This is a genomic window from Acididesulfobacillus acetoxydans (assembly GCF_902729405.1).
GTDB lineage: Bacteria > Bacillota > Desulfitobacteriia > Desulfitobacteriales > Desulfitobacteriaceae > Acididesulfobacillus > Acididesulfobacillus acetoxydans.
Window position 1 is genome coordinate 269,977 of the sequence record NZ_LR746496.1, and the last position, 22,224, is coordinate 292,200.

At 56.4% G+C, this 22,224-nt stretch carries 16 protein-coding genes; 4 read left to right on the forward strand and 12 right to left on the reverse strand.

From position 1 onward, the window contains the following. The first annotated feature begins 185 nt into the window (after window positions 1-185). Both MNU25_RS01115 and MNU25_RS01120 read left to right on the forward strand, forming a co-directional pair. A complete protein-coding gene (locus MNU25_RS01115) occupies window positions 186-776 on the forward strand; it encodes a Uma2 family endonuclease (RefSeq protein ID WP_240983392.1) in 591 nt (196 codons plus the stop codon). A 90-nt stretch (window positions 777-866) separates the two neighbouring features. After that, complete coding sequence (locus MNU25_RS01120) at window positions 867-1,055, forward strand: hypothetical protein (protein WP_240983393.1); 189 nt, start codon at window positions 867-869, stop codon at window positions 1,053-1,055. A gap of 22 nt (window positions 1,056-1,077) precedes the next feature. Here the strand turns inward: MNU25_RS01120 and MNU25_RS01125 are convergent, their stop codons facing one another. From MNU25_RS01125 to MNU25_RS01155, 7 genes are all read right to left on the reverse strand, one after another. After that, entirely contained in the window at window positions 1,078-1,479 is a 402-nt protein-coding gene (locus MNU25_RS01125) for an HI0074 family nucleotidyltransferase substrate-binding subunit (RefSeq protein WP_240983394.1), read from the reverse strand. After that, entirely contained in the window at window positions 1,467-1,772 is a 306-nt protein-coding gene (locus MNU25_RS01130; protein WP_240983395.1) for a nucleotidyltransferase family protein, read from the reverse strand. Before MNU25_RS01130 ends, MNU25_RS01125 begins: the two co-directional genes overlap by 13 nt. Before the next feature lie 233 nt (window positions 1,773-2,005). After that, window positions 2,006-2,602 carry a tetratricopeptide repeat protein gene (locus MNU25_RS01135; protein WP_240983396.1) on the reverse strand — a complete coding sequence of 199 codons (597 nt, stop codon included), beginning with the start codon at window positions 2,600-2,602 and terminating at the stop codon, window positions 2,006-2,008. Window positions 2,603-2,927: 325 nt separating this feature from the next. After that, entirely contained in the window at window positions 2,928-5,390 is a 2,463-nt protein-coding gene (locus MNU25_RS01140; protein WP_240983397.1) for an O-antigen ligase family protein, read from the reverse strand. Window positions 5,391-5,845: 455 nt separating this feature from the next. Further along, window positions 5,846-10,144, reverse strand: a complete 4,299-nt coding sequence (locus tag MNU25_RS01145; RefSeq protein ID WP_240983398.1) for a beta strand repeat-containing protein — start codon at window positions 10,142-10,144, stop codon at window positions 5,846-5,848. A gap of 819 nt (window positions 10,145-10,963) precedes the next feature. Next, entirely contained in the window at window positions 10,964-11,095 is a 132-nt protein-coding gene (locus MNU25_RS01150) for an N-acetylmuramoyl-L-alanine amidase family protein (protein WP_240983399.1), read from the reverse strand. Between the two features lie 9 nt (window positions 11,096-11,104). Next, window positions 11,105-11,329 (reverse strand): N-acetylmuramoyl-L-alanine amidase family protein, encoded by a 225-nt coding sequence (locus MNU25_RS01155; RefSeq protein ID WP_240983400.1) that lies wholly within the window; start codon window positions 11,327-11,329, stop codon window positions 11,105-11,107. Window positions 11,330-11,826: 497 nt separating this feature from the next. Here MNU25_RS01155 and MNU25_RS01160 point away from each other — a divergent pair, with 497 nt between their 5' ends. After that, window positions 11,827-13,935, forward strand: a complete 2,109-nt coding sequence (locus MNU25_RS01160) for a cell wall-binding repeat-containing protein (RefSeq protein WP_240983401.1) — start codon at window positions 11,827-11,829, stop codon at window positions 13,933-13,935. 257 nt (window positions 13,936-14,192) lie between these two features. Next, entirely contained in the window at window positions 14,193-15,026 is an 834-nt protein-coding gene (locus MNU25_RS01165) for an RpnC/YadD family protein (protein ID WP_240983402.1), read from the forward strand. Between the two features lie 107 nt (window positions 15,027-15,133). Here MNU25_RS01165 and MNU25_RS01170 read toward each other — a convergent pair whose 3' ends face one another. From MNU25_RS01170 to MNU25_RS01190, 5 genes are all read right to left on the reverse strand, one after another. Next, window positions 15,134-15,844 carry a sugar transferase gene (locus MNU25_RS01170; protein ID WP_240983403.1) on the reverse strand — a complete coding sequence of 237 codons (711 nt, stop codon included), beginning with the start codon at window positions 15,842-15,844 and terminating at the stop codon, window positions 15,134-15,136. Between the two features lie 320 nt (window positions 15,845-16,164). Continuing rightward, a complete protein-coding gene (locus MNU25_RS01175) occupies window positions 16,165-17,328 on the reverse strand; it encodes a DegT/DnrJ/EryC1/StrS family aminotransferase (protein WP_240983404.1) in 1,164 nt (387 codons plus the stop codon). Window positions 17,329-17,575: 247 nt separating this feature from the next. Next, window positions 17,576-18,823 (reverse strand): glycosyltransferase, encoded by a 1,248-nt coding sequence (locus MNU25_RS01180; RefSeq protein WP_240983405.1) that lies wholly within the window; start codon window positions 18,821-18,823, stop codon window positions 17,576-17,578. Between the two features lie 292 nt (window positions 18,824-19,115). Beyond that, the gene (locus tag MNU25_RS01185; RefSeq protein ID WP_240983406.1) at window positions 19,116-20,471 is read right to left on the reverse strand and encodes a glycosyltransferase family 4 protein; all 1,356 of its coding nucleotides are present in this window, start codon (window positions 20,469-20,471) and stop codon (window positions 19,116-19,118) included. Window positions 20,472-20,493: 22 nt separating this feature from the next. Continuing rightward, window positions 20,494-22,059, reverse strand: coding sequence for a glycosyltransferase (locus MNU25_RS01190; RefSeq protein ID WP_240983407.1), 1,566 nt, complete (start codon window positions 22,057-22,059; stop codon window positions 20,494-20,496). Between the last annotated feature and the right edge of the window lie 165 nt (window positions 22,060-22,224).

The following is a 22,224-nucleotide window of genomic DNA, read 5'->3' on the forward strand; positions in this document are numbered from 1 at the left end:
CACAATTCCTGACACAATTCCTGACACAATTCCCTCTTGCCATGATACGAGGAAGTGTAAAACCGGAAGGAAATGTCAGCTGTTTTGTGCTATAATAAAAAGTAGGGTACGGATGCAGCGGTATTCCAAGGCTTGCCGCAAAACCCAATCCCGGGGAAGAGCAAAAGACAAGGCAGGTGGTCAAAATGCCGATCCCTAATGAACAACGGGAATACACTTTCGAGGATTATTTAAACTGGCCCGAAGATGAAAGATGGGAAATCATCGACGGTATCGCTTATTGTCAGGCCACTCCTTCACCGGTTCATCAGAACATATCAATGAATTTGAGTCGCATCTTGTCCAATTACTTTTTAGATAAAGAGTGCAAGGTTTTCGCTGCCCCTTTTACGGTAAGACTTCCAATGAAGGAGGGGCAAACTGACGAAAAGAAAAATAACAGAATAGTCAAACCCGATTTGTCGGTTATTTGTGACAAGGGCAGATTAGATAAAAACGGCTATAGCGGAGCGCCAACCTTAATTGTTGAAATAGTCTCCAGAAGTTCCGCGAAAAAGGATAATATAATTAAAGTCAGTAAATATGAACAGGCTGGTGTTAAGGAGTATTGGATAGTTACACCAGAGACCGAGACGATTATGAGTTATGTTTTGGATGAGCATGGAGAGTTTCCTCGGCCCGAAATGTATGTGCTCGGTGAAGATGAAGAAATCGTTTCCAAAGTATTTACTGATTTAACAATCAAATTGGAAAACATATTTGAAACTTGGATTTAGCTCGGCAGAGTTGAGTATCCTAAGAGTGAATCTTCATTTATCAACGCTCCGGTGCGCAATGTCGGCATGATCGTAGGGACGACCCTCTCCGTGACTCTCTTTGAAATTCGGCAGGCGGGTCTCCTGGCCGGAGTCCTGCATCCCACGGCCGGCCAATCCGCCCAGGCCTTTATGACTTCCTTCCGTACGGTCATGCTCCTGGGCGGTGTCGTTCTCCTCGCCGCTGCCGCCGTCTCCATCAACCGCCGAGGCTATGTGAGTTCGCCCCGGCCAACGTAGAAAGCCAAAGCCGGGATGTTCATCATGGGGTCCAGTGTGTCCGTTTTGCCAATTCTTCTAGCAGCTCAGCCATTAGCTTGGAATAACCCGGTATTGTTTTGGCAATCTCGACAGCCAATGCTTCATTGTAGGTATGGACCGTCGAATTTCTCGCTTCGACCATGCCCAGAAATTCTCTTGTTGCACTCTCCGTCAGAAGCCCGACTGCAAATGCTTCACGAATGACCGCTTTCGGAGAGTTCGCGATAATACCCTCATGTTCGTCCAAAAACAGTTTAAGGGCCTTCCAAACCGCTTCAAAGGTAAACTCAAAACGCTGTATCGCGGCGTCCCGCAAAACCGCGTTGTCCCCAAAGTCCGATACTTCGCTTAGAGCTTTCAAGGCCTTTTGCGCGGATAAGATTCCTAAAGTCAGCCTTTCCAAACAATCGCTCCTTCCATGGCATGCTCATAGAATTCCCGTGAAACATGAGTCATGTCCACCAAATCAACTTTGAAGGGCAAATTCAAGTTGTCAACTGCATCCCTCAATTCAGAAAGCAACGGAAAAGGAATTGCCTCAACCCCCTTGATCCCAATATCAATATCGGAGACCGGGCTGGCATTTCCCCGCGCCCTCGAACCAAACAGGAGAAGCTGATATCCACTTAACCCTAAGCGGTCCAGTTCCCGGGACAATACGCGCTTTAAGGGTATTTCCCAATCCACGCCGGCCATAATTAGCACCCTTCCTCATTTGCTGGGGTCTATCGCTTTGTTATCCCGTCCGTCACCATATTATACCATGAGCAGGCTTGCACGTGAAGCCAACCTCGCGCTTTCGTTCTGCTGAGCTCGCTTAGCCACCATCTGTCGCCAATCGCGAGAGCCTCGATCTAAGCGTATCTAAAGAAGCCCGGAAGCGGGCGCACAGGCGGCGCCCGGCATGGTCGGCATCGCGCACGACACCCCTACTTGATTGTTTTTGCGTACGCCTCCAGTCGCGCATACTGAGGGGATGACTTAGGCACCTTCTTCAAGCCCTCAGACAGCACGCTTTTCGCCTCTGATTTTTTGCCCTCGGCGACGTAGAAGCGACCGAGGAGGAACCAGCCGTCCCCATACGTCGGGTCCAGTTGGACCGCCTTCCGGTAGTAGGACTCTGCCAGCGCGGGATTATTGAGACCCCAGAAGTAGACGTTCCCCAAGTAGGCCGGATATTGGGCGTTCTTCGGATCCAAAGCAATAGCTTTTTTGTAGTAGGTGACCGCGTCCGTGTACTTCTTGTTCACAAACGATGCCACAGCCGCGTCGACCTGGGCCGCAGCGTCCTTCGGGTTCCCTTCGGCCTTCTTCACGTAATTTTTCCAAGCGGTGTCTCCTGCGTATTTTTCTGCCCCCGGAGAGGCGATTGTATACGGATGCTGTGAGGAACCCCCGGCGCTCACCCCAGGTGTCTTCTGCGTCGCTGGGGCGTTTCCCTGCGGCTGCCGCCCATAGAAACCCCAAACCAGCCCCAACGCAAGAACGACTATTAAGGCGCCAAGACTCCATTTCCATTTGCCCAAAACACGTCACACCTTTCTCACGGAGTGTTTCTTACCCTCGCCCTATAGATTAGCAGACCTTGCCCCCCGCTGCAAATTCCAATTTAAGTTACCACCCCGCTGTTTCCCACCCACCATGAGTCAAACTCGGACGCAAAGAGGGGGCACCCGCCAATAACGCCGGTGCCCCCAACAACCTTTTCAACCGTCAGCCATTCATCTTCCTTCACCTATCTTCGCAGGAATTCACGGCGACCATGCAACTTCCCATCCATGCCCATCTGAAAGCTGCGCCTTTTTACCTGTCCCCTCATTCCTTGAACCCGCTGCTCCCTGGGTGTCTCGCTCACCCCTTTGCCAGAGACCCGATCTGCTTCGCCAGATCGCCGACGGACGTTCGCTGCTGAGGGTTGAGCCCTTGGAGCATCGGCTCCGCCGCGCGCGAGTTACCCTCCGATATCAGGACCGCAGCCAGCCACAGCCTGGCCTGCGGTCCGACCGTCTTGTCGCTCGTAAGTGCCTTCAAATCGGACGCCACCTGCTTGTCTCCCAAAAGCAGGTCTGCCTCGTCCGCCTGAAGACGAATCGTCGGAGTAGCCTCAAGCTTCTGCGGGACGATCCAGTTGCGCTTGAAGAATGGATTCAGATTATCTACTTTTACCTTTATTTTCTCCGGAATCCCTGCCACCGATTCACAGACCGCTATCGCCGCCTCCTTCTTCCCCTCCTGCAGCGAAGTTAAAGCATAGTCCATAGCCACCGCTCCATACGCCTCATAAGAGCTGTTCAAGAACGGCGCTAAGGGGATGATATGCTGCGCGGCAGCGTAAGCTCCGGCTGCGTGCCCGGAGTTGACCAGGATCCCCGCTTTCATCCTCCACAGCGAGGGATCATCCTGCGCCAAAGAGATAGCCCGGTCGATATCCGATACAGCGGCCTTGCTGCTTCCCTGGGCCGACCCCGACAAGGCCAGGTACATGTTGGCTTCTGCCGCCTGCGACCAGGGGTAAGCCTCAAACGGGAAGCTATGGGTTGCCCTCTCCGCTTGTTGAAGGGCCACACTGTAGTTTCTCGCCCCCAAGGCTTGCCCCGCCGCGTCGGCCGCGCCCATCGCGCTTCGAATCGCAAAGGGCACCACCGCGGTTACGGCGGCCGCCAGGAGCAGTACTGCCAGCACCACGCTTCCCAGGAGACTATTCCCCCCGTCCTGCTTCACCCTATTTTCCCCGGCCTTCAATCTTTCCTTGCCCCTGCCGGGCACCCCGGCCTTCCCACTTTCTTTCCTTCCATCCTTCTTTTTCTTCTCGGCCCGGATCTCCTTTCTCGAGCGACCCTCATCCCTAGGCGGGTGCTCTCTTAAGGCTCCTCCGCCTTTTGCGCCAGCCCGCTCCCCTTGCAGACTGAACGCCCTCAGGGCAGCGATATTACTCCATAGCACAAGGGAAACAGTCCCCTCTGACAAGTCAAAGTCGATCAGGGCATGCGCACCGATGGCGGCCGCAGACAATGCCAAGGCCAGCAGATAAGTTCGCTCCCCTGCCTGGCGACCCTTCAGCGCCCTCCAAGTTCGGTACACAGACCGTCCCAGCGAGACCAGTAGTGCGATGAAAACAGCTATGCCTAAGGCTCCGGCCTCAACCATCACCTGCGCAGCGATACTGTGGGTCTCCGTGCTGTTGTACAGGTAACTCTGAAAGCCCCGGTACGCTGCGTTCCAACCCCCTCCACCGTAGCCAAGCCACGGCCTCTGCAAGAACATACGCCACGCGTCCCAATAGAAAGTGAACCGCTCTTCCACACTGTGATTATGCAGATTGATCCGCCTGATCGTCCCCAGCACGTCTCCACCGTGGCGCAGGAAAGCCCAGCCGCCCACAACCAGCGCCAGTGCAAGAACCCCTCCGAAAGCCCACTTCATTGTTCGTGCCGGGAGCCTGTCGGATATCCGGCCCCACCGCAGTTTCGCCAAAGTAAGAGCTATGGCCCAGAGACAACCGGCGACGAGAATCAGGACGGACAGGAGTGTTGATTTGCCGTTCACCGCCCGGAGGAAACGTCCCCATAAGAAGAATCCGGCAAACATGTTGAGAACCGCCAGCCATACCATGCGTTTCCTGCCCAACGGATAGATGACGAACATCCCGACAACCGCCGCCAGGAAGACCAGGTACCCGCCCCGGGACTGCGTCCCCCCGAGGGCGAAACCCATTAAGAGAAGCCCCGCACCGTAGAGGCTCCCCGCCCAGAACCTCTCGCTTTCCAGCCAGAAGTAAGCGGCCAGCACCATGATCCCAACCAAAAACGCGGCAAAGGCATTGTGGTACTGGAAGGTCGAACTCAGCACACTATTCCAAGAATTGCTATAGCTCACCCAGCCCGGAACCGTCATGATCCCCCACACGGCGAGCACACCGCCGACCAGCACCAAGCCTTGCGACAGAAAGCGCATCCGAACCCGGCCCTCCAAGGAGCGGCTCAGAATGAAATAATACAGAACATAAGTCCAAACGCGAAGGCACTGTTCTATCGCGTCTCCTGTACTGACTGCCGCTAAGACTGCGAGTGAATACGACAATCCGAAGGAGAGTACGGCTCCATCCAGGAGATCGAACTTTAGGCCTGTCCTCTCTGGTAGCACGGGCAGTGCCGTAAGGCCCAGGACACCTACTACGATGTTAACCACCAGAAAATCCTGGGGAAAATAAAGTCCTCGAAACCAGGCCCCCACCCCAACGAGCAACAAAGCCGCAACGACATTAAACCAGAGAAGGTTCTGCCTACTCTGCGAGCTGAGTCTCCAGTGAGCCATTCCCGTTCCACCTTCCCTTTACACCATGCTGTCCGGCCGCCAGCCACCCGGACTTTATACCGTCAATTGCGATTTATCTCCTCAGAGACCATCCACGCCCCGAGAGTTGCTTTCCTAAGGATCGCTCCCTTCAAACGAATTTGCTTGACCGCAACTCCCTCTTCTAGGAGCGCTCCCGCTTCCCGCATGCGCCTGGAAGCCTCCGTGCAATCAAGCCTTCTTTTCGCGATACACCCCAGGTTATGACGTGTGCTCCCCTGCTCCCTAGTTGGACCCAGGAACACTTTCCCGCAAACTCGTTGCAGGCGCTACTTCTCTCAAGCAACCCCTTCCGAACGAGCAAATCGGCAGCCGATACGCCCACGCCAAGCTAAAACACCTGACTACACTTCGGCCAAACATAGAGGGAGACCCCTGGGTTTCCCCAAGGGTCTCAGGGTCACGAGCCACTAAGGCTATTGAACGTTAACACTAGCGGAGCCAATCGTCTTGGTGAAGGAAGGGGTATTACTGAATTCGAGGCTGCCGGTCGCGCTGGAAATCGAGTTTCCAGAGTCAAGAGACAAGACCGACGGCGTCCCGTTGTTCCAGTACTGCACGTTCCCATCTTGCAAGGTGATGCTGACCGTTCCGCTAACGCCGGTCTGCAGCGCAGCATACGGCGTACTACCATTGTTCAGGTTGTAAGCTGAAATGCTGCCTGACACGTAAACGTTGTTGTATGCGGGCACGGTGCCGCTGTAGGTGAAGAGAGGAACAGGAGCATTCACCGTTTGGAAGTTAGAGCTGGTACCAGTAGCCCCTGGTCCACCAAGGTTTACGTTTTGCTGAATAGCGGTGCCGTTAACCTGAGTGATCCACAAGCCTTGGGTCCCAATACCCTTAACGTAAACAGTAGCGTTCTGCAACGGCACGCCATATTGGTCAACCGCAGTAATCGTAAGCGTCTGTGAACCACCCAAAGCGAAGTTCACTGAGGCAGGAGTTGTTGCGGCTGCGGTGGGTCCACCGCCGGTAGCGCTGGATGAGGTAAAGTTCGCGGTCGCAGTCGCCGTTTGACTGTTGACAGAGTTGGTAACAGTGATCGTCGGAGACTCTGCATAAGCATCGCTAGCATAGACAGTCGCCATCTGCACAGGAGTCAAGGTCTGACCGGCTACGGCCGCCAAGGCTGTAGCATTATTATTCGCCGTAAGCTTAACTCCGGCCGTTCCCAAACTGGCACTGTCCAACAGGCTGAGCAGATTGGAGCTAGAATCGATACTAAAGCCCATGTAGCCTTCATACCCGGCGGCCAAGTTCGCGCTCGGAACCGTCCAGGATGCAATAACTGTGGAGGTATCTGCCGCGTTGTAAAGTGTAAACGTTGTGTTGTTTGACCCCGTACCTTGGGTTAGCACATAAGTTGTCGGCAACGAGCTAGTGATATTCCCCGTGATCGGCGTCGTGTAATAACCGACTACGTTCTGACCACTAGGCACGGTCCAAAGCGAATGGTTGTTAACGCTTACCAAGCCGTTGGCCTGAATGCTGACCTGGGCGGTCTGCGGCGCGGCCTGAAGAACGTAACCGTCTATCAGCCGAAGCTTCGAGCTCTTGTTGCCCGTAACCGAGTAGGTCAAGCCCTGCGTAGGAATCGTTGCCACGGACACATAGTTGTTGAAGGGAGCCACGACAAAGGTTGCATTGTTGTCCATGCTGGGATTGTCGTCAGCCGTTCCGGCAACCGTTATGGTGTTGGCCGGAGCCGCATTAGTCTGCTGCAACGGATAGTAACCGGCTATCTGACCAATGTTTCCGCCGAGGCCAAGAGAGGCGATGGCGTCGGAGCCCGTGAAGGTTCCGGCAACACTGGCACTGGCAGCGCCTTGCGCGCTCAGTGAGCTGGCGTCAGTCCAGTCCCCATTTACATTGTTGTAGGCAGATACGCTGACATTGATTGAACCGGACGTCGACCCCGATGTCGCAGCTACTTTGAACTTCAATTGTCCGCTGCCGTCGTAGGCTGACGGATCGCTGACAGGACTCGCTTGGGTGGTGCCGCCATTGTTGACCGACTCAAGATAGAGTGTGTCACCGACATAATGGAGGTCTGCCTGGGATACCGCATTCGCTGCCAGGCCCGTGTACCCGGCAATCGTGTTGATCGCCGTGTTACCAATCTTTTCAATATACATGCCGGACGGCACCGAAATGTTAAAGTCAAGGCCGTAGCCAGCAAACTGGTTGCCTGCATTCCCCACGACGGTCGGAGCAATGAGCTGGGCATTTTGGTTATAACCGCCTACGTAGATACTTTGGTCGCTTCCCTGTACATCACTGAAGGTGACGTTGGAAGTCGGCACTTTGGTCAAATCGCTGTACTGTGACAAGAGGGAACCCGTGCCAACTCCTACGGCCTGAAGCGTTTGCCCCTGCTGCCATACGACGTCAACATAGTTGCCACTGTGATTGTTGCCGACAAAGCTCAGCGACGTGATGCTGTTGTCGCTGGGTAGGCTCTGCCCATTGGCTATAGCAACCGTGGCGGGCACGTAGTACAGATAGTACTTGGTTATGCTGTTGTACACTGTCTGGGTGACAGGTACGTTGGCAGTAACCGTGAACGAGAAGTTACCGTTGCTGTCCGTGGTAACCGTCGGGTAGGCGGTTGCGCTGAACAGTGTCGAGGTGCCGTTTTGGACAAAGGCATCATTCTGAATGTTGTTGGAGCTTCCGCTCTGCACGTTGTAATCCTGCATCGCCAGAGTGGCATTGGGAACAGGATTTCCCGCTGCATCTTCAACTGTCCCACTGATGGTCAGCTGCGAGCCGGAAGAAGCAGTTTCCGCGCTTGAGTTAACAACCGTCTGGGTGTCGCTAGTAATGCCGGTCGTATTGAGCATGGCGCTCGGGCTCAGGTTGGCAATTTTGGTCGCCTGAGCTACGGACTTCCATTGATAGTAACCGGTGCCGCTGACACCGCCGCCGTTAACGAGCTGGGCCTGAACGCCAACTGTGATGCTCGCAGCCATGTTGGCCACACCGTTAGTGGAGGGTTGGTTGGCATTGACATAAACCAGCGCCTGGCCGTTGCTACCTGTTGTCACGACATAGGTTGCTGAGCCGACGCCATTACCAACAGATGCATTTTGAGCAACCATGGTCGTGCCGTTGGCATCCGTGAAATATGCGGTGGCGCTGTTCGGCAAAGAAGTATTCATCGTAAATTTAACAGACTGTCCACTCACCGGCGTCGTAGCGCCTGATACCGGCAGAAGTGTCGCAACGACTGCAACCAGGCCTTTCGTCGGGGCACCAGAGCTTGAGAAATTCAAGCTGTCCGGAGCGGATGAGGTATAGATCGGGCTCAAAACGAGAGTTCCCGGAACGCCCCATTGCATCCGAGCTTCATTCGACTTGACAGGCTGGCCGTTGTTGCTGAACGGAGCTTCAACTACAACATTGAACGTCTGGGTCGAGCTGGCAGTGGAAGTGAAGGTAGCGCTGACGTTTCCTTGAGAATCACTCGGAACCGTGTAAGACGCATTGAACGTGTCATTGCCGATGATAACTGGGCTGTTCAGGGTCGTCGCGGTCAAGGTGTTGCCATTGGCATCCTTGGCCGTGATGTTGCTGGAGCTGGAAACCAGGTAAAGCATGCTGGCATTGGCAGCGGAAGTGCCGCTGACCGTCGTGCTGACTTTCACTGCGGTGTTGATGGGAGCGACAGCGGGAGCGCTGGCAGAGCCGTCACCAACGGTTTGCCCGCTCACGTTCAGGTTCGCAATGCTCACGTTGCTCGGAGGAGTCACGGACCCTTGACCGTTAGCAACCAGGGTCACCATGCTGTCAGGCACAACACCGGTGCCGCCGAGGGCGATGACGTTGGTGCTGGAGGTGATGTTACCGGCAATGGCCGAAGCGGCCGGAGCGGCAACGGTATTGTTTAAGGTGTTGCCCAGAACGATCGGGGCATTCGTCTGCGCGGCCAGGGAGGATCCTGCCAAAGCGTCGACGAGAGTTTCACCGTTGGCTACGTATACGTTGTTGTATTTGTAGCTGAGCGTGGTGAGCACCTGGGTGTTCGTGCCATAGCGGTCTGTGCCGGCCAGGCGGGTGGCACCCGAGATGTCTTGAACCAGGGTCGGGCCGCCGAGGACGTAGGTCTTGCTCCCGTAAATCTTTTCAGATGAGGGAACGGTTCCGTCCGGATTGGCCACTACGATAGCGTAATCATTCGCCGCTGCATAGGAAGCGACGGACAGGGCGTCCGGTAAGCCGTTGTAACCAACGACGAACGTGCCGGCGGGGTTAGTCAGCTGAGCGCTGATGTCGGCCGCGGTGTTGGTGCGGTCAGCCCCTTGGAGCACGGTCACGGTCACGCCGCTGATCGCTTTCAGCTGGCTGATAACCGTGGAGCTCAGGGCACCTACGGCATAGATCTTGGTAGCCTTCAGAGTGGCGATCTCCGTTTGCACCCTGGAGGACAGGGAAGCTTTGTAGGTCAGGAGGATAGGAGCTTTGAGCTGGCCCGCCAAAGGAGCCACGGCCAAAGCGTCAACCAGATTCGCATCGTCGGCAGGTGCGACGATGACATTCGCCGCGCCGCTGGCCCAGCCTTGTTGGGCAACAGCCAGAGCTGTCCCGATGCGGTCGGTGCCGGCCAGGCGGGATGTCGCTGTCGTTGTACCGGCGAAGGCCTGGACAGGTACCAGCATGAGGACCATGGCGACGATGGCCAAGATGGCTAAGGTCTTCTTAGACTTTCTCATGTAGTGATTTTCTCCTCTCTTTCTTTTTGGGACTTGTCTGTCTTGGAGGACTCACGCGGGAAATTCTCTTTCTCGATCCGCTTGCGCCTCTCACCGTGTTGTCCTACGCTTTATCCCTCACCCCCTTAAAGTTCCGCAAAATCTTTAGACATTGCGCAATATCTAAAGGCACCCACCCGATGTCTTGTCGGGGGCGTCCCCCCTTTGAGAAGAAACTCTCATGGGTGGCTTACCCTTTAGACGGCAATAATGAAGAAACCTATAATAGGTTCTACATTCGCTATAAGTATTCTTTGGCAAAACGAATATTCCTGCCGTGCCCGAAAATTTTCCGCAAAAGACTTTCTCCCCTTGCGGCGATCCAAAACCAAAACTCGAAGCCAGTGGCTTGAAACCCATTGTCCGGAACCCGGGGCCCGAAGCTTCGGGGAAAGGCAATCCGCCGGGCGGTTCCTCCGGGCGCGCTATGAGCCCCAAACCCGTAATCAGTGTACCTTAAAACCGGGTCTTTTTCCAGAGCTTTTGGCTTAAAACTGGTAAAAATTTGTCTCTCTTCGGTGAAGAAGATGTTAAGGAGTTGTGGGCTGTCGGATTTCGCAGGACCGCTTGACCCGCTTATAGCATTCGACAGGTCTGTCCCCGGTTCCTGCCGGAAAAAGAAAAAGTGAGCAGGAACTTTTACCCCTCTTTTCCTTTCGTATCCAAACTAATCGGTTCCTTATTATATTATTCATTATGCGGTCCCAGCCCTTGGCGTCCTAAGCGCCCAGTCCGGACAAAGTACGGGCTCCGCCGAGGTTCCGGCACCCCGCCCCCTCTTCAGGCCCCTTTGTAGGCCAGGATTCCCTGATAAATCCCCTCGGCGGCCTGCTGCCGGAAGGCGGGAGTACCGAGGAGTTTTTCTTCCTTGGGATTGGAGATGAAGGCCACTTCAATGAGTACCGCCGGCATTGAGGTGTGTTAAGCGTTCCCGGTCGGGGGTGCGTCCCCCGACCGGGTGAGAACGACCTTGGCCCCGGCCGCCCGCAGTGAATCCACCAGGTCCAGACCGATCGCCAGGGTGTTGTTTTTCTCCGGCGTCCCGGCCGGACCCACCGCGCCGGCATCCGCTCCGCCGTGACCGGGGTCCAGCGCGACGGTCACTCCCGCCAGAAGGTAGGGCAACGATATCTTTCCTTCCACCATACCCGCACCCTGTCCGAAAGCACGTTGGTTCCTCCGACCAGGGTCACCTCCAAGCCATTCGCCGCAGCCTCTTCCATAGCAGAATACGTTGGCGCGGGCAGACTTTGAGAGGCCGAGAGGAAAAGAGGCGCGTTTGGGAATCTGTCGTATTAGCTTTCGACGGCTTTCTCCCGAATCCTCTCTCCCCGCCGGAACTTCCTCATTAAGAATAGCTTAATTCCCCACTTTCTCTAAATCCACCTTTTTCCTGAGGCATTTCGACCAGGGATCTCTCCTATCAGTGGCGAATAATAAGTACCCGGGAGGTCCTTCCCGGGACAGCGGCTGTAACGCCGGCAGCGGGAGTTACGCCCTGCCTGTCGGCCCGCGGGAATCTCCGAGAAGATCGGGGACATGATCCCAAGGATGATCCCAAGTTCCCGAGAACGGCTCCGAGGATAACCCCAAATCCCAAAGGATGATCCTGAGTGTGAATTTTAAGAATGAAAGGAGAACTTATGAAAAGTTTGTTTCGGCCCTGTGGTCCTTCCGAGTTTATCCCTAAACGCACAAGCCGTTTCCGCAAGGTATCCCTTCTCCTCGTCTGCACCCTGACTCTCCTCCTGGGCCGGACTCTGATCCTCCCCCCGCCGGGTCAGGCGGCCACCGTGCTCAACCCGGTCTTCTCCCGCTTGGCAGGCGTCGATCGCTACGCCACGGCTGCCCGGATCGCGGAGACGGGCTGGACCCAGGCCAATACGGTAATTCTGGCCCGGGGAGATGATTATCCCGATGCCCTGGCTGGGGGAGTCTTGGCCCGGACCATGGACGCTCCCCTTCTTCTCAGCGATCCCCATGCCCTTCCCGCGGTGACCCTCTCGGCCATCCATGACCTGCAGGCGAAAAGGGTCTTTCTCCTCGGCGGCTCGGGAGCCCTCGGCCCTCAAGTGGAAAGCAGCCTCATGTCCCTCGGCCTCTCGGTTCAGCGCCTGGCCGGGACGGACCGCTACGGGACCGCCGCGGCTGTGGCGGAAGCGGCCGTCAGCCATACCTCCCAGGCCTTCCTGGCATCGGGCTCCTCTTTTGCGGACGCGCTCAGCGTTTCGTCTTATGCCGCGGCTCAGGGAATCCCTCTCCTGCTCACGGACAGCAATGCGCTGCCTGACGTGACTCTCCAGGCCCTGCGCAACTTAGGCGTAAGCTCCGTCACGTTGATCGGAGGAACCGGCGCCATCGCCCCGAGCGTGGAAAATGCCCTGGAAGCCGCGCATTTCACAGTCAAGCGCCTGGCCGGACCGGACCGCTACACCACAAACATGGCGGTGGTGAGCGCTCTCAACTTCACGGGCTCGCAGGTCTACGTGGCGACAGGAGAAACTTTCCCCGACGCTCTGGCCGGAGCCCCGCTCGCCGCTCAAACCAACAGCCCGGTGGTCCTCGTCCCTCCGCAGCCCCTTCCGCCCGCCACCCTCTCTTACATCTCCGCCCGCCGCAGTGCCGGCGCCTCTTTCATCCTCTTGGGGGGCTGGGGGGCGATTCCCTACGGTACGGAGAGCATCCTGCGCACAGGCTCCCTCCAGCCGCGTCTTTCTCTTCAATATGTCCAGGGCTCGAGCTTTGCGGGGGAAGAGAGCCAGGTCAATATCATCCCGCACCCGGCCACTTCCTACGCGGATGTGGTCGCACCGGGCTGGTATTATCTCAATGACCCTCCGGCAGGGTCCTCGAGTGCCGACGGCTCGCTCTCGGGCATCTGGGACAGCTCGACCGCCGACGGACAGTACGTCCAGTTTGTCAGCCTGGCTCACAGCCGCGGTCTCAAAGTCTTTCCCACCCTGACCGGGGGTTCGGGAACGGACAGTGTGCTCACTTCCGACACGGCCCGGGCCAAGCTGGTCCGCCAAATTGTCGGCCGTCTTCAAGCCACGGGGGCGGACGGAATCGTGGTAGATCTGGAGAGTATGCGGGCAAGCTCGGGCCCTGGCCTGACGGAGCTCGTCCAGGCTCTCGCCGCCGCCCTGCACCCGCTCAACAAGCAGGTGGTGGTCGCCGTCATGTCCCGTACCGGGGCGGAGTCTTGGTACACCCAGTATAATTACCATGACCTGGCTCAAGCCGCCGATTATCTGGATCTCATGACCTATGATTTCAGCACCGCGACCCCCGGACCGGTCGCTCCTTTGGATTGGGTGAACGCCGTTCTCTCCTATACCCAAGGCCAAGGGGTGGATATGAGCAAGGTTCTCCTCGGCCTCCCCTATTACGCCCGGGACTGGACCGTGGTTCCGCCCCGGGGAGACCAACCGGCGACTTATACGCATGTCCATTGGAACCTTTCGGACACGCTTAACCTGGCCAAAACCTACAACGCTTCCATTCAGCGTGACACTTCGTCCTATGTGGCGAACAGCACCTTCAAAGACACGGTGGGAATTCCCCACTTCACCTACACGGATGCCAACAAAGCCCAGCATATCGTCTACTTCGACGATCCCCAGAGCTGGAACGCCAAACTCGGCCTCTTGGACCAATACCATCTGGGCGGCGTCGCCGACTGGTCTCTCTACTGGGTCGACAGTGACACCGCCAAACAGCTTTTCCCGCTCTTGCAGGAACATTTACGCTGATATAGGCAGAGCCTTTCAGGTCTTCCTTCCTTTGCTCCATCTATAATTTTCGATGTGTGATTCTATCTGTAATTTTCGACGTATGAGTTCTTCATGCAACCGTGAGACTGCCGCTTCCACAAGTCTTCTCCAAGTGGGAGGGGGTCTCACGTTGCGATGTGTTAGCTCCTAATATTTCTTCTAGGCGGCACCCTGATAATTCTTCATTTTTGTTCCTTCCAGCGATATAATGATATCAAAGAGAGGGGATAACAAGCTTGGGAAGCAAAGAGATACCCTATCAGCACAAGGATATTCTCTTCAAATCCTTAACCGAAATATTTTCCAACCGTGTCCTAAACTTCTATGACATTAATACCGCTCCGATTGTTCGGGCTGAGCCGGCAAATCTCCCAGCCATCAAGGTTCAACAGAAGACGATGGATTTTGTGTTCTATTTGGCTGATGACAGTTATCTGCATTTGGAGTTTCAAAACGGCCAAGGCCCCAAGGAATTGGAGCGGTTTCTGGAGTACGACGTAGCTCTTTACCGCAAACGCGGAAAGCCAGTCCATACCTATGTAGTCTACGCTGCCGGCATCACACAGGCGGCAGAGGTTCTGGACTGTGGTTCCATCTCATATTGTGCCAGGGCCGTCTATATGCACGGCTACGACGGGGACAGCATTATTGAGGATTTAAGAAAGAAAATCTTACGAGGTGATCCCCTGGAGGAACTGGACCCGTTAAAATTCGCATTTTTGCCTTTGATGAAGAGTTCCAAGTCAAGGGCGGAACGCGCTGTCGAAGCCGTCGAACTGGCTGGCAAGATCCAAGATAAGGTGCAAAGGGCGTTTCTCATGGGCTGTGTGATTGCCATATCAGACAATTTTATCGATCAGGCGTATGTCCGAAAGATACTGGAGGTGTTAAGGATGAGCAAGGTCCTGCGGGCACTGGAAGAAGAAGCTAAAGATGAAGGCCGCAAGGAGGGCCGCAAGGAGGCTCTTAAAACAATGGCCAAGAAACTCCTGCTCAAAGGTATGAACATCGATGAGGTGGCGGAACTCACCGGCCTCCCAAAGGAAGAGATCCGGAACCTAGCCAGGTAAGCCGGCCGGCAGGATGTTTTCAAGGCCGGTATGCACAAAAAGGCAGCCCAAAAACCGGTGATCCTTTGACAGAACCCAGGATCACCGGTTTTTCATGTCCCAGAATCTCAATACGCCCCTCTCCCGCTAAACACCACGCTGACTGTCTTAAGCAAAATCTTAAGATCCAAACCCAAACTCCAGCGCCGCACATACTCCAGGTCGTAGGTCATGGTTTCACCCAAGGTGAGTTCACTGCGCCCGTTAACCTGGGCCAGCCCGGTCACCCCGGGGGGAACCTTGAGGCGGAGGCGCTGCTCGGGGGTATAGAGCCGGACGATTTCCGGCACTTCGGGGCGCGGACCCACTAGGCTCATATCTCCTTTGAGGATGTTCAGAAGCTGGGGCAGTTCATCGAGGCTGGTCTTGCGCAGGAGCCGGCCGCTGCGGGTAATGCGAGGGTCGTCTTTCTGCTGGAAGACAAAACCCTCCAGCTCCCGCACCTGCTCCAAGGCGGGCCGCATGAGCCTCTCCGCGTCCACGATCATGGTGCGGAACTTATAGATGGTATAGGGCTCTCCCTCCCGGCCAATCCGGGTCTGCCGGAAGAGGGCCGGTCCGGGGGAATCGCCCTTGATCCACAGGACAACTATGAGCCACAAAGGCGAGAGCAAGATGAGGAGCGGCGCCGCCACCAGGATGTCCAAGCCGCGTTTTGCTCTGAGCTGCCAAGCCGGATAGGCCGGTACAGCCTCCGCATGCGCCTGGGAGGACCCGGCCGTTGTCTTCTCATGTAGGTCTCGTATGTCACGATCCATGGCTGCAGGGCTTTTCCCCATAACCCACTGTTCCTCCCACCTTTATGCCGAAGCGCCCTTTCCGTAAATCGGAATCCTTCGCCGGGCACAGACATTAGCGCAATCGCGCTCATTAAAATTAACCAAGGCCTCAATACGCAGCTTCGGATTCTCAAGCATTTTCCGAATCAGTCAACAAGGCTTACCTGCCGTCTTCCTGCTTTGGCCCTCTCCCTTCTTGAAAACTCCTTGCTTTCTCCTTCTCACCGCAAGGGCCCAAGTTCTTTCTCGCTGCGTTAAGGGATGCCGAAATCCATCCTTCTCTATTGTATCACATATGCCCTCGCAATTTGCCGCCCGGTTCAGCGCCGCGAATGCTCCACAACCGTCTGGACCGCCTCGATAACATCCCGGATATCCTGATCCGTCATCCTTGGATAGAGCGGCAGGGAAATGATGCGCCCGAACACGGCTTCCGCCTGAGGATAATCCCCGGGCTTATAGCCGAAGGTATCCCGGTAATAGGGGTGGAAATGCACCGGAATGAAATGTACGCTCGTGCCGATATTTTGCCCTTTTAGTTCTTCAATAAACCGGGCCCTGTCAATCGTAAGCCGATCCAGGTTGAGCTTGATGATATAGAGGTGCCAGGCGTGCCGGGCATACTCCAGCTCGACCGGCGTTTCCAGTTCGGGCAGGCGGCCGAAGGCTTCGTTGTAACGGGCAGCGATCTCTTCCCGCCTGCCCTGCATTCTTTCCAGTTTAGCCAGTTGAGTCAACCCCAATCCCGCCTGGATATCCGTCATGTTGTCCTTATAGCCGGGATAGAGGACCTCGTAGTACCAGGAACCCGCGGAACTATAGCGGTTCCAAGCCGTGTGGTTCATCCCGTGCAGGCTCATGATCCGGATCTTCTCCGCCAGGGCTTCGTCATCCGTGGTGACCATGCCCCCTTCACCGGTGGCCAGGTTCTTCGTGGCATAAAAAGAGAAACTGGTGGCATTTCCGAGAGTGCCGATGAGTTTTCCTTTGTACTTGGTGTAGACGGCATGGGCCGCATCTTCCAGCACAAATAGATGGTGTTTCCCGGCCAAGGCCAAAATTTCATCCATCGGACAGGGGTGCCCGGCGATATGCACGGGAATAATGGCCTTAGTGCGCGGAGTAAGGACCGCCTCAATCTTGTTCACATCCAGGCACATCGTCACGGGATCAATATCAACAAAGACCGGCTTGGCCCCGCAGTGGAGTACCACGTTGGCCGAAGCGACGAAAGTCATGGGCGTGGTGATAACCTCATCCCCCGGTCCGATGCCCGCCGCCACCAGGGAGAGATAGAGTCCGGCCGTGCAGGAATTGACGGCCACGGCGTGTTTAGCTCCCACATATTCGGCAAAACGGCGCTCGAACTCCGCGGTCTTGGGACCTTTGCTGATCCAGTTGGATTTAAGGCTGTCCACCACTTCGGCAATATCATCCTCTTCGATCAACGGCAAAGCATAAGGTAAAAACTCTTGACGAGGCATAAGACAAGACTCCTTTCAAGTAAAACCATACTTTTCTCCAAACCGCCAATTCCGGCCGGCCCCGGCTCCCTTATCCGAGAGGAACCCCCGCCTGTGCCGCTGCCGCCCCCACCCCATCCTCGCTTTCAGAGTTCAGTGCTATTGTGTTTCCCGGCACTCTTTTCATACCTCAAGCACATCACTGCGCCTTCCAAGAGGACGCGGTAAGGAAGCGCTTATGGGGCCATTCGGATTATATACCGGCTCCCTAACCCAGGAGCCTCCTGTACACCCGCTCCATTTGTGAGACGTTCTCCATCCAGTTATACTTCGCCAAAACAAAACGTCTTCCTGCCTCGCCAAAGCGCCGACGCTCCGCGGGATGCCTGACCATGTACTCCATGGCGGCGCTGAGTTCCCGTACATTCCCAGGCGGAATGAGGAGGCCTGTTTCATGATCGGTCACCACCTCCGGCAGCCCGCCTACTTTGCTGGCAATGATCGGGCGCCCGCAGGCAGATCCCTCTACGGCCGTCACCCCGAAACTCTCCTGATGTGAGGGGACGACCACCACGTCCAACTCCCGGTAGAAGGCGGCTACTCTGCGGTTGGGAATGAGTCCGGACCATTCCACTTTGGACCAAACCTCCAGGTGCTTGGCCAGCTTGTGCAGCCGGTTTTTGTCCGGCCCGTCCCCGGCGATCCGGAGTACGGCCCGGCCCGGCAGCCTCCGTTCGAGTTCGGCGAAGGCCCTGAGCAAAACATCCAGCCCGTAGACCGGCTGCAGGTACTTCGCGACTCCGAAGGCGACCGGGTGCTCGGAACGACCACCCGGCTCGGGATCTCCCTCCGGGTGCGTGGGATCCACCCTTTCCCCTGCCGCAGCCCTTCCTTGCGGAACCGGAACCCCCATGTCCCGACCCGGAGCCGGCCCGTCCCGCTCCCTATCCACCGGTACGCAATCCAAATCTACCGGTTTGCGCTCCGAACCTACCGGGCCTTCCTGCCCCGGCCAAGTCCTGGGCGGGGTGAAGTACTCGACATCCACCCCGAAAGGAATAACCTCGATCTCCCGCTCCTCGCCCACGTAGCGCTGCATCTCCCGAGCCATGACCCGGCTGGTGGAACAGAGCACGTCCGCCCGTTTCAACGTCCATTCCAAGAGCTTGCGGTGTAAAATGGATTTACGGGGAAAGGAAAAAACGTCGCTGCCCCAAGCTGAGATGAGCAGAGGATGACGCCCGGCCAGAGCTCCCAGCAAGCCGAAACTGGTGGCATAATGGGCGTGCACCAGGTCCGGCCGGATACGGGCGATTTCTTTCTTGATCCAGCTGCGTCGGATGAGGACATCCGCCTTGGCTCCAAAAAACGGCGGGGTGACGTGCACTTTGACCGAAGGAATGGACGCCGGCAGGAAACTGATGATCTCGACCTGCCAGCCCCGCCGGGCCAGCTCTGAGGCCCATTTTTCGGTATGAGGGCTTGCTGCATTGGCAAGCAGCACCAACTTCGCCATTCCCTTTCACCCCCCTTATCGGAGGCCGGAGATCACAGGCCGGAGGCCGGAAGGCACTCCCTCCGGACCCAAACCCTGACTCCAAACTCCAAACTGAACTCCAAACTGTGAACTCTGATAACTCTGAACCGCGAACTCTGACTCTACACCGCGAACTCTTATTCCAAAGCGCAAGTTCTAATTCCGAACCGCAAACTCTTATTCCAAACCGCAAACTCTTATTTCAAACCGCAAGCCCTAATTCCGAACTGCAGGCCCTAATTCCGCGGCCTCAAGCCCGCAGGATCGCGGTTCAGGGCTTCCGGTCTCCAACGTTACTCCCTAACTCCTGATCAATGACTCGCAGCTCTTGCTCACTGACTTCCGTTTCCCCACTGCTGACCCCTCTCTCCCGTCTCCCGGCTGCAGACTCCACTCTCCGGTCTCCCAGCAATCCCATCCCTTCCAGCCAGCGCCGGACGAGCGACTGCCAGTCATAATGCCTAATAACATATTCCCGGCCCCGCCGGCCCATTTCCTCACGCAGCCCCGGGTCGGACTTAAGCGTGAGTACCGCCTCCGCCAAGCGCTCCGGCTCCTCAGGCGGCAGGACCAGTCCGCCGCCGCTTTCGCGGATGATTTTCGCGCCTTCCCCTTCCCCCACATAAATTAGAGGTTTGGCGCTGGCTAGCCCCGGAAAAACCTTGGAGGGACGGACTCCTTCCGCCAATTTATAGCGTCGCAGCGTAGAGAGGCTAACATCCGCCAGGTTGTAGTAACGGTGGATCTCCCCGAGCGGCTGAAAGGGAACCCAGCGGATATTATCAAGCCCCAGTTCCTGAGCCGTCTTCGCCAGCCGCGGCCGCTCTGAGCCGTCTCCGACGAAGAGAAAGACGACATCCCGTCCCTCTTCCTTTCTCCTCAGGATATCAGCCGCCCGCAGGGCCACCTCCAACCCGTGCGCATAACCCATCGTCCCGGCGTAAAGGATGACAAATTTGCCTTCCAGGTCCAGCTCTTGCACTAATCTGCGTTCGGGGTCTCCCGGCTGAAAAAGAGCGGGATCCACCCCGTTGGGCAGTAAAACCAGTTTCTCCGCCGGAATCCCCCGTTCCTGCAAGGTCCGGACGATTCCTTCGGTCTGAGTAGAGATACGCCAGGAGATTTTGTAAAGATGTTCCTCCAGACGCGTCGTCAGCCCAATGAGGGTGTTATTCGTAACGAGTCCCAGAGAAACCGCGGACTCCGGCCAGAGATCCGAGACATTGAAAATCACTTTTGCCCTTTTGACCCGTCTAGCGAACATCACAGTAAAGCCAATAAAGAGGGGAGGACTCTCGACAAAGAGGTAATCGGCCGGACCGGCCTTAAGAATCCCCCAAGCGGCAGAAAAGACAAAGGAAAAATAATTGAGCAACCGTTTCCAGAAGCTTCCTCTGGGCACCGGGTAGATCCAGGTGCGGTAAACGGGTATTCCCTCCACCTCGTCCCGTCGGAAAAATCTCCCGCGGTAGGGCGCAGGGATAATCCCTTCGGGGTGGTTGGGAAAGGCCGTGACCACTTCCACCTCGTGCCCCGCCGCCCGAATCCCCTTGGCGATTTCCAGCAGCCGGACTTGGGCCGCCCCGGTCTCCGGAGGGAAATATTGTGTCAGCATAAGAATACGCACGACCGCATCTCCTTCAGTGAACCTAGTCTTGCTTCCGGTTATCCCACTTAGCTTCAGCGACCCGGGCCGTGCTCTCTATCAGTTCGGCCAACTGTCCTGCTAAACTCACCCGACTGAACTCGGCACAGCGCTCGATCGAGTCGACGGACCGCACGCCGTTGGCCCACTCATCATAATGTTTAGCTAAGGCGGCTTGGGCCTCCTCCACATCCCCGATCCCCACGACACTGCCGATCCCTTTCTCACGAATCAGGTCAGCGGCGACTCCTTGCGGCAGAAAACCAAGGATGGGTTTTTGCGCGCCGATATAGTCGAAGATTTTACCGCTGTAGGCCGCCTTCGTCTCGGGACTGTCGTCAAAAATCAACAGTTGCAGCTGAGCCCCGGCTAGGTAGTCCAGGCAAACGTTGTGCGGAACGTAAGGCCAGACCTGAAATAAATCGGCAACCGCGCTTTCCCTGAACATCTGCCGGAATTCCTCCGGAATGTAACCGACGAACACGACCTGAAGCTTATCCCTCAGCTCCGGGCGCTCTGACACCAAGCCCTCCAGTGCGCGGACCAACGTCTCGGGGCTGCGCTTCTTGCTCAGGATCCCGGTATGAATGAGGGTAAACTTGTCAAATTCATGAGGGACGACATGGGTAAAATCCTGTGGATCAAAGCCGTTCGTAATCGTGACAAACTTTTCCCTGTACTCGGGATAACGCGCTCGGTACATCTCGGTAATGCTCGGCGTTACGTTGACGACATAAGAGGCGTTTTTTACAACTTTGCGTTCCAGCCAGGCATCGAGTTTTCTGCGAAGCGCGATGTCTTTAGCCATGGCTTCGTTTCCCACCCAAGGATCCCGGAAATCGGCGATCCAGGGACAACGGTGGACCTTCTGAACTAACAGAGCCATGATATGCACCGTGTACGGGTAGGAGGAGGAAAACAGGACGTCAACCTTCTCCCGACGCGCTGCCCTGCCGGAGGAGAGAAACCCCAGGGGCAGCCAGCGCACCTTAGAATCCGGGATGAACAGATAGTCGTCAATAAAATCAAAGATCCTCTGCTTCATCGTTCTGGGGGTGTTCTCCATCGCTCCTGCCGGGGCGCCGGATGCCCCCGCCTGTATGGAGGCGCCGGACGTTCCCGCCTGTATCGAAGCACCTGGCACCTTCGCTTCTGCCCGAGCGTCGGGCTCCTGCGCTTCCGCCCGGGTGCCGGTCGCCTTTCCCTGGGCCTGAGCACCGATCGCGCCCGCCTGCACCGGCGCGCCGGATACTCCCGCCGTGTCGGTTTCTCCTCGGGCGCCCCGCCCCCTGCGGGCTGCTTTCTCGATCACCTTACGCAGCCACAAAGTCTCCAGCGAGTTCGAACGAAAGACCCGGACCGAGGCCGGAACCTCCCCGAGCAAACTTTCATCGTAAGCAAAATTATGTCCGTTGCGCACTGTGCTTACCAGCGGTTGAACTCCAAATTGGGGCAGGTATTTTACAAATTTCAGGGTACGCTGGACTCCGCTTCCCCCCAAAGGTGGGAAGAAGTACGCAATGAACAAAACTTTCCTCGGTTTTTTCAGCGGCTCTCTCGGCTCGCCCATCAACAACATCCTCCGGCTTCCTTATTCCATCGGGTTTCCCATTTCGTGTGGTTTCCCTCTTCCATCGCACTTCCTATTCCATCGGGTTTCCCCATTCCATCGGGCTTCCCATTCCATCGGGCTTCCTATTCCATCGGGCTTCCCATTCCATCGGGCTTCCCTATT

Coding starts and splice junctions, on each gene's coding strand:
- MNU25_RS01115 (WP_240983392.1), top strand. CDS start 186: ATGCCGATCCCTAATGAACAACGGGAATACACTTTCGAGGATTATTTA.
- MNU25_RS01130 (WP_240983395.1), bottom strand. CDS start 1,772: ATGGCCGGCGTGGATTGGGAAATACCCTTAAAGCGCGTATTGTCCCGG.
- MNU25_RS01140 (WP_240983397.1), bottom strand. CDS start 5,390: ATGGCTCACTGGAGACTCAGCTCGCAGAGTAGGCAGAACCTTCTCTGG.
- MNU25_RS01145 (WP_240983398.1), bottom strand. CDS start 10,144: ATGAGAAAGTCTAAGAAGACCTTAGCCATCTTGGCCATCGTCGCCATG.
- MNU25_RS01150 (WP_240983399.1), bottom strand. CDS start 11,095: ATGCCGGCGGTACTCATTGAAGTGGCCTTCATCTCCAATCCCAAGGAA.
- MNU25_RS01155 (WP_240983400.1), bottom strand. CDS start 11,329: ATGGTGGAAGGAAAGATATCGTTGCCCTACCTTCTGGCGGGAGTGACC.
- MNU25_RS01160 (WP_240983401.1), top strand. CDS start 11,827: ATGAAAAGTTTGTTTCGGCCCTGTGGTCCTTCCGAGTTTATCCCTAAA.
- MNU25_RS01170 (WP_240983403.1), bottom strand. CDS start 15,844: ATGGGGAAAAGCCCTGCAGCCATGGATCGTGACATACGAGACCTACAT.
- MNU25_RS01175 (WP_240983404.1), bottom strand. CDS start 17,328: ATGCCTCGTCAAGAGTTTTTACCTTATGCTTTGCCGTTGATCGAAGAG.
- MNU25_RS01180 (WP_240983405.1), bottom strand. CDS start 18,823: ATGGCGAAGTTGGTGCTGCTTGCCAATGCAGCAAGCCCTCATACCGAA.
- MNU25_RS01190 (WP_240983407.1), bottom strand. CDS start 22,059: ATGGGCGAGCCGAGAGAGCCGCTGAAAAAACCGAGGAAAGTTTTGTTC.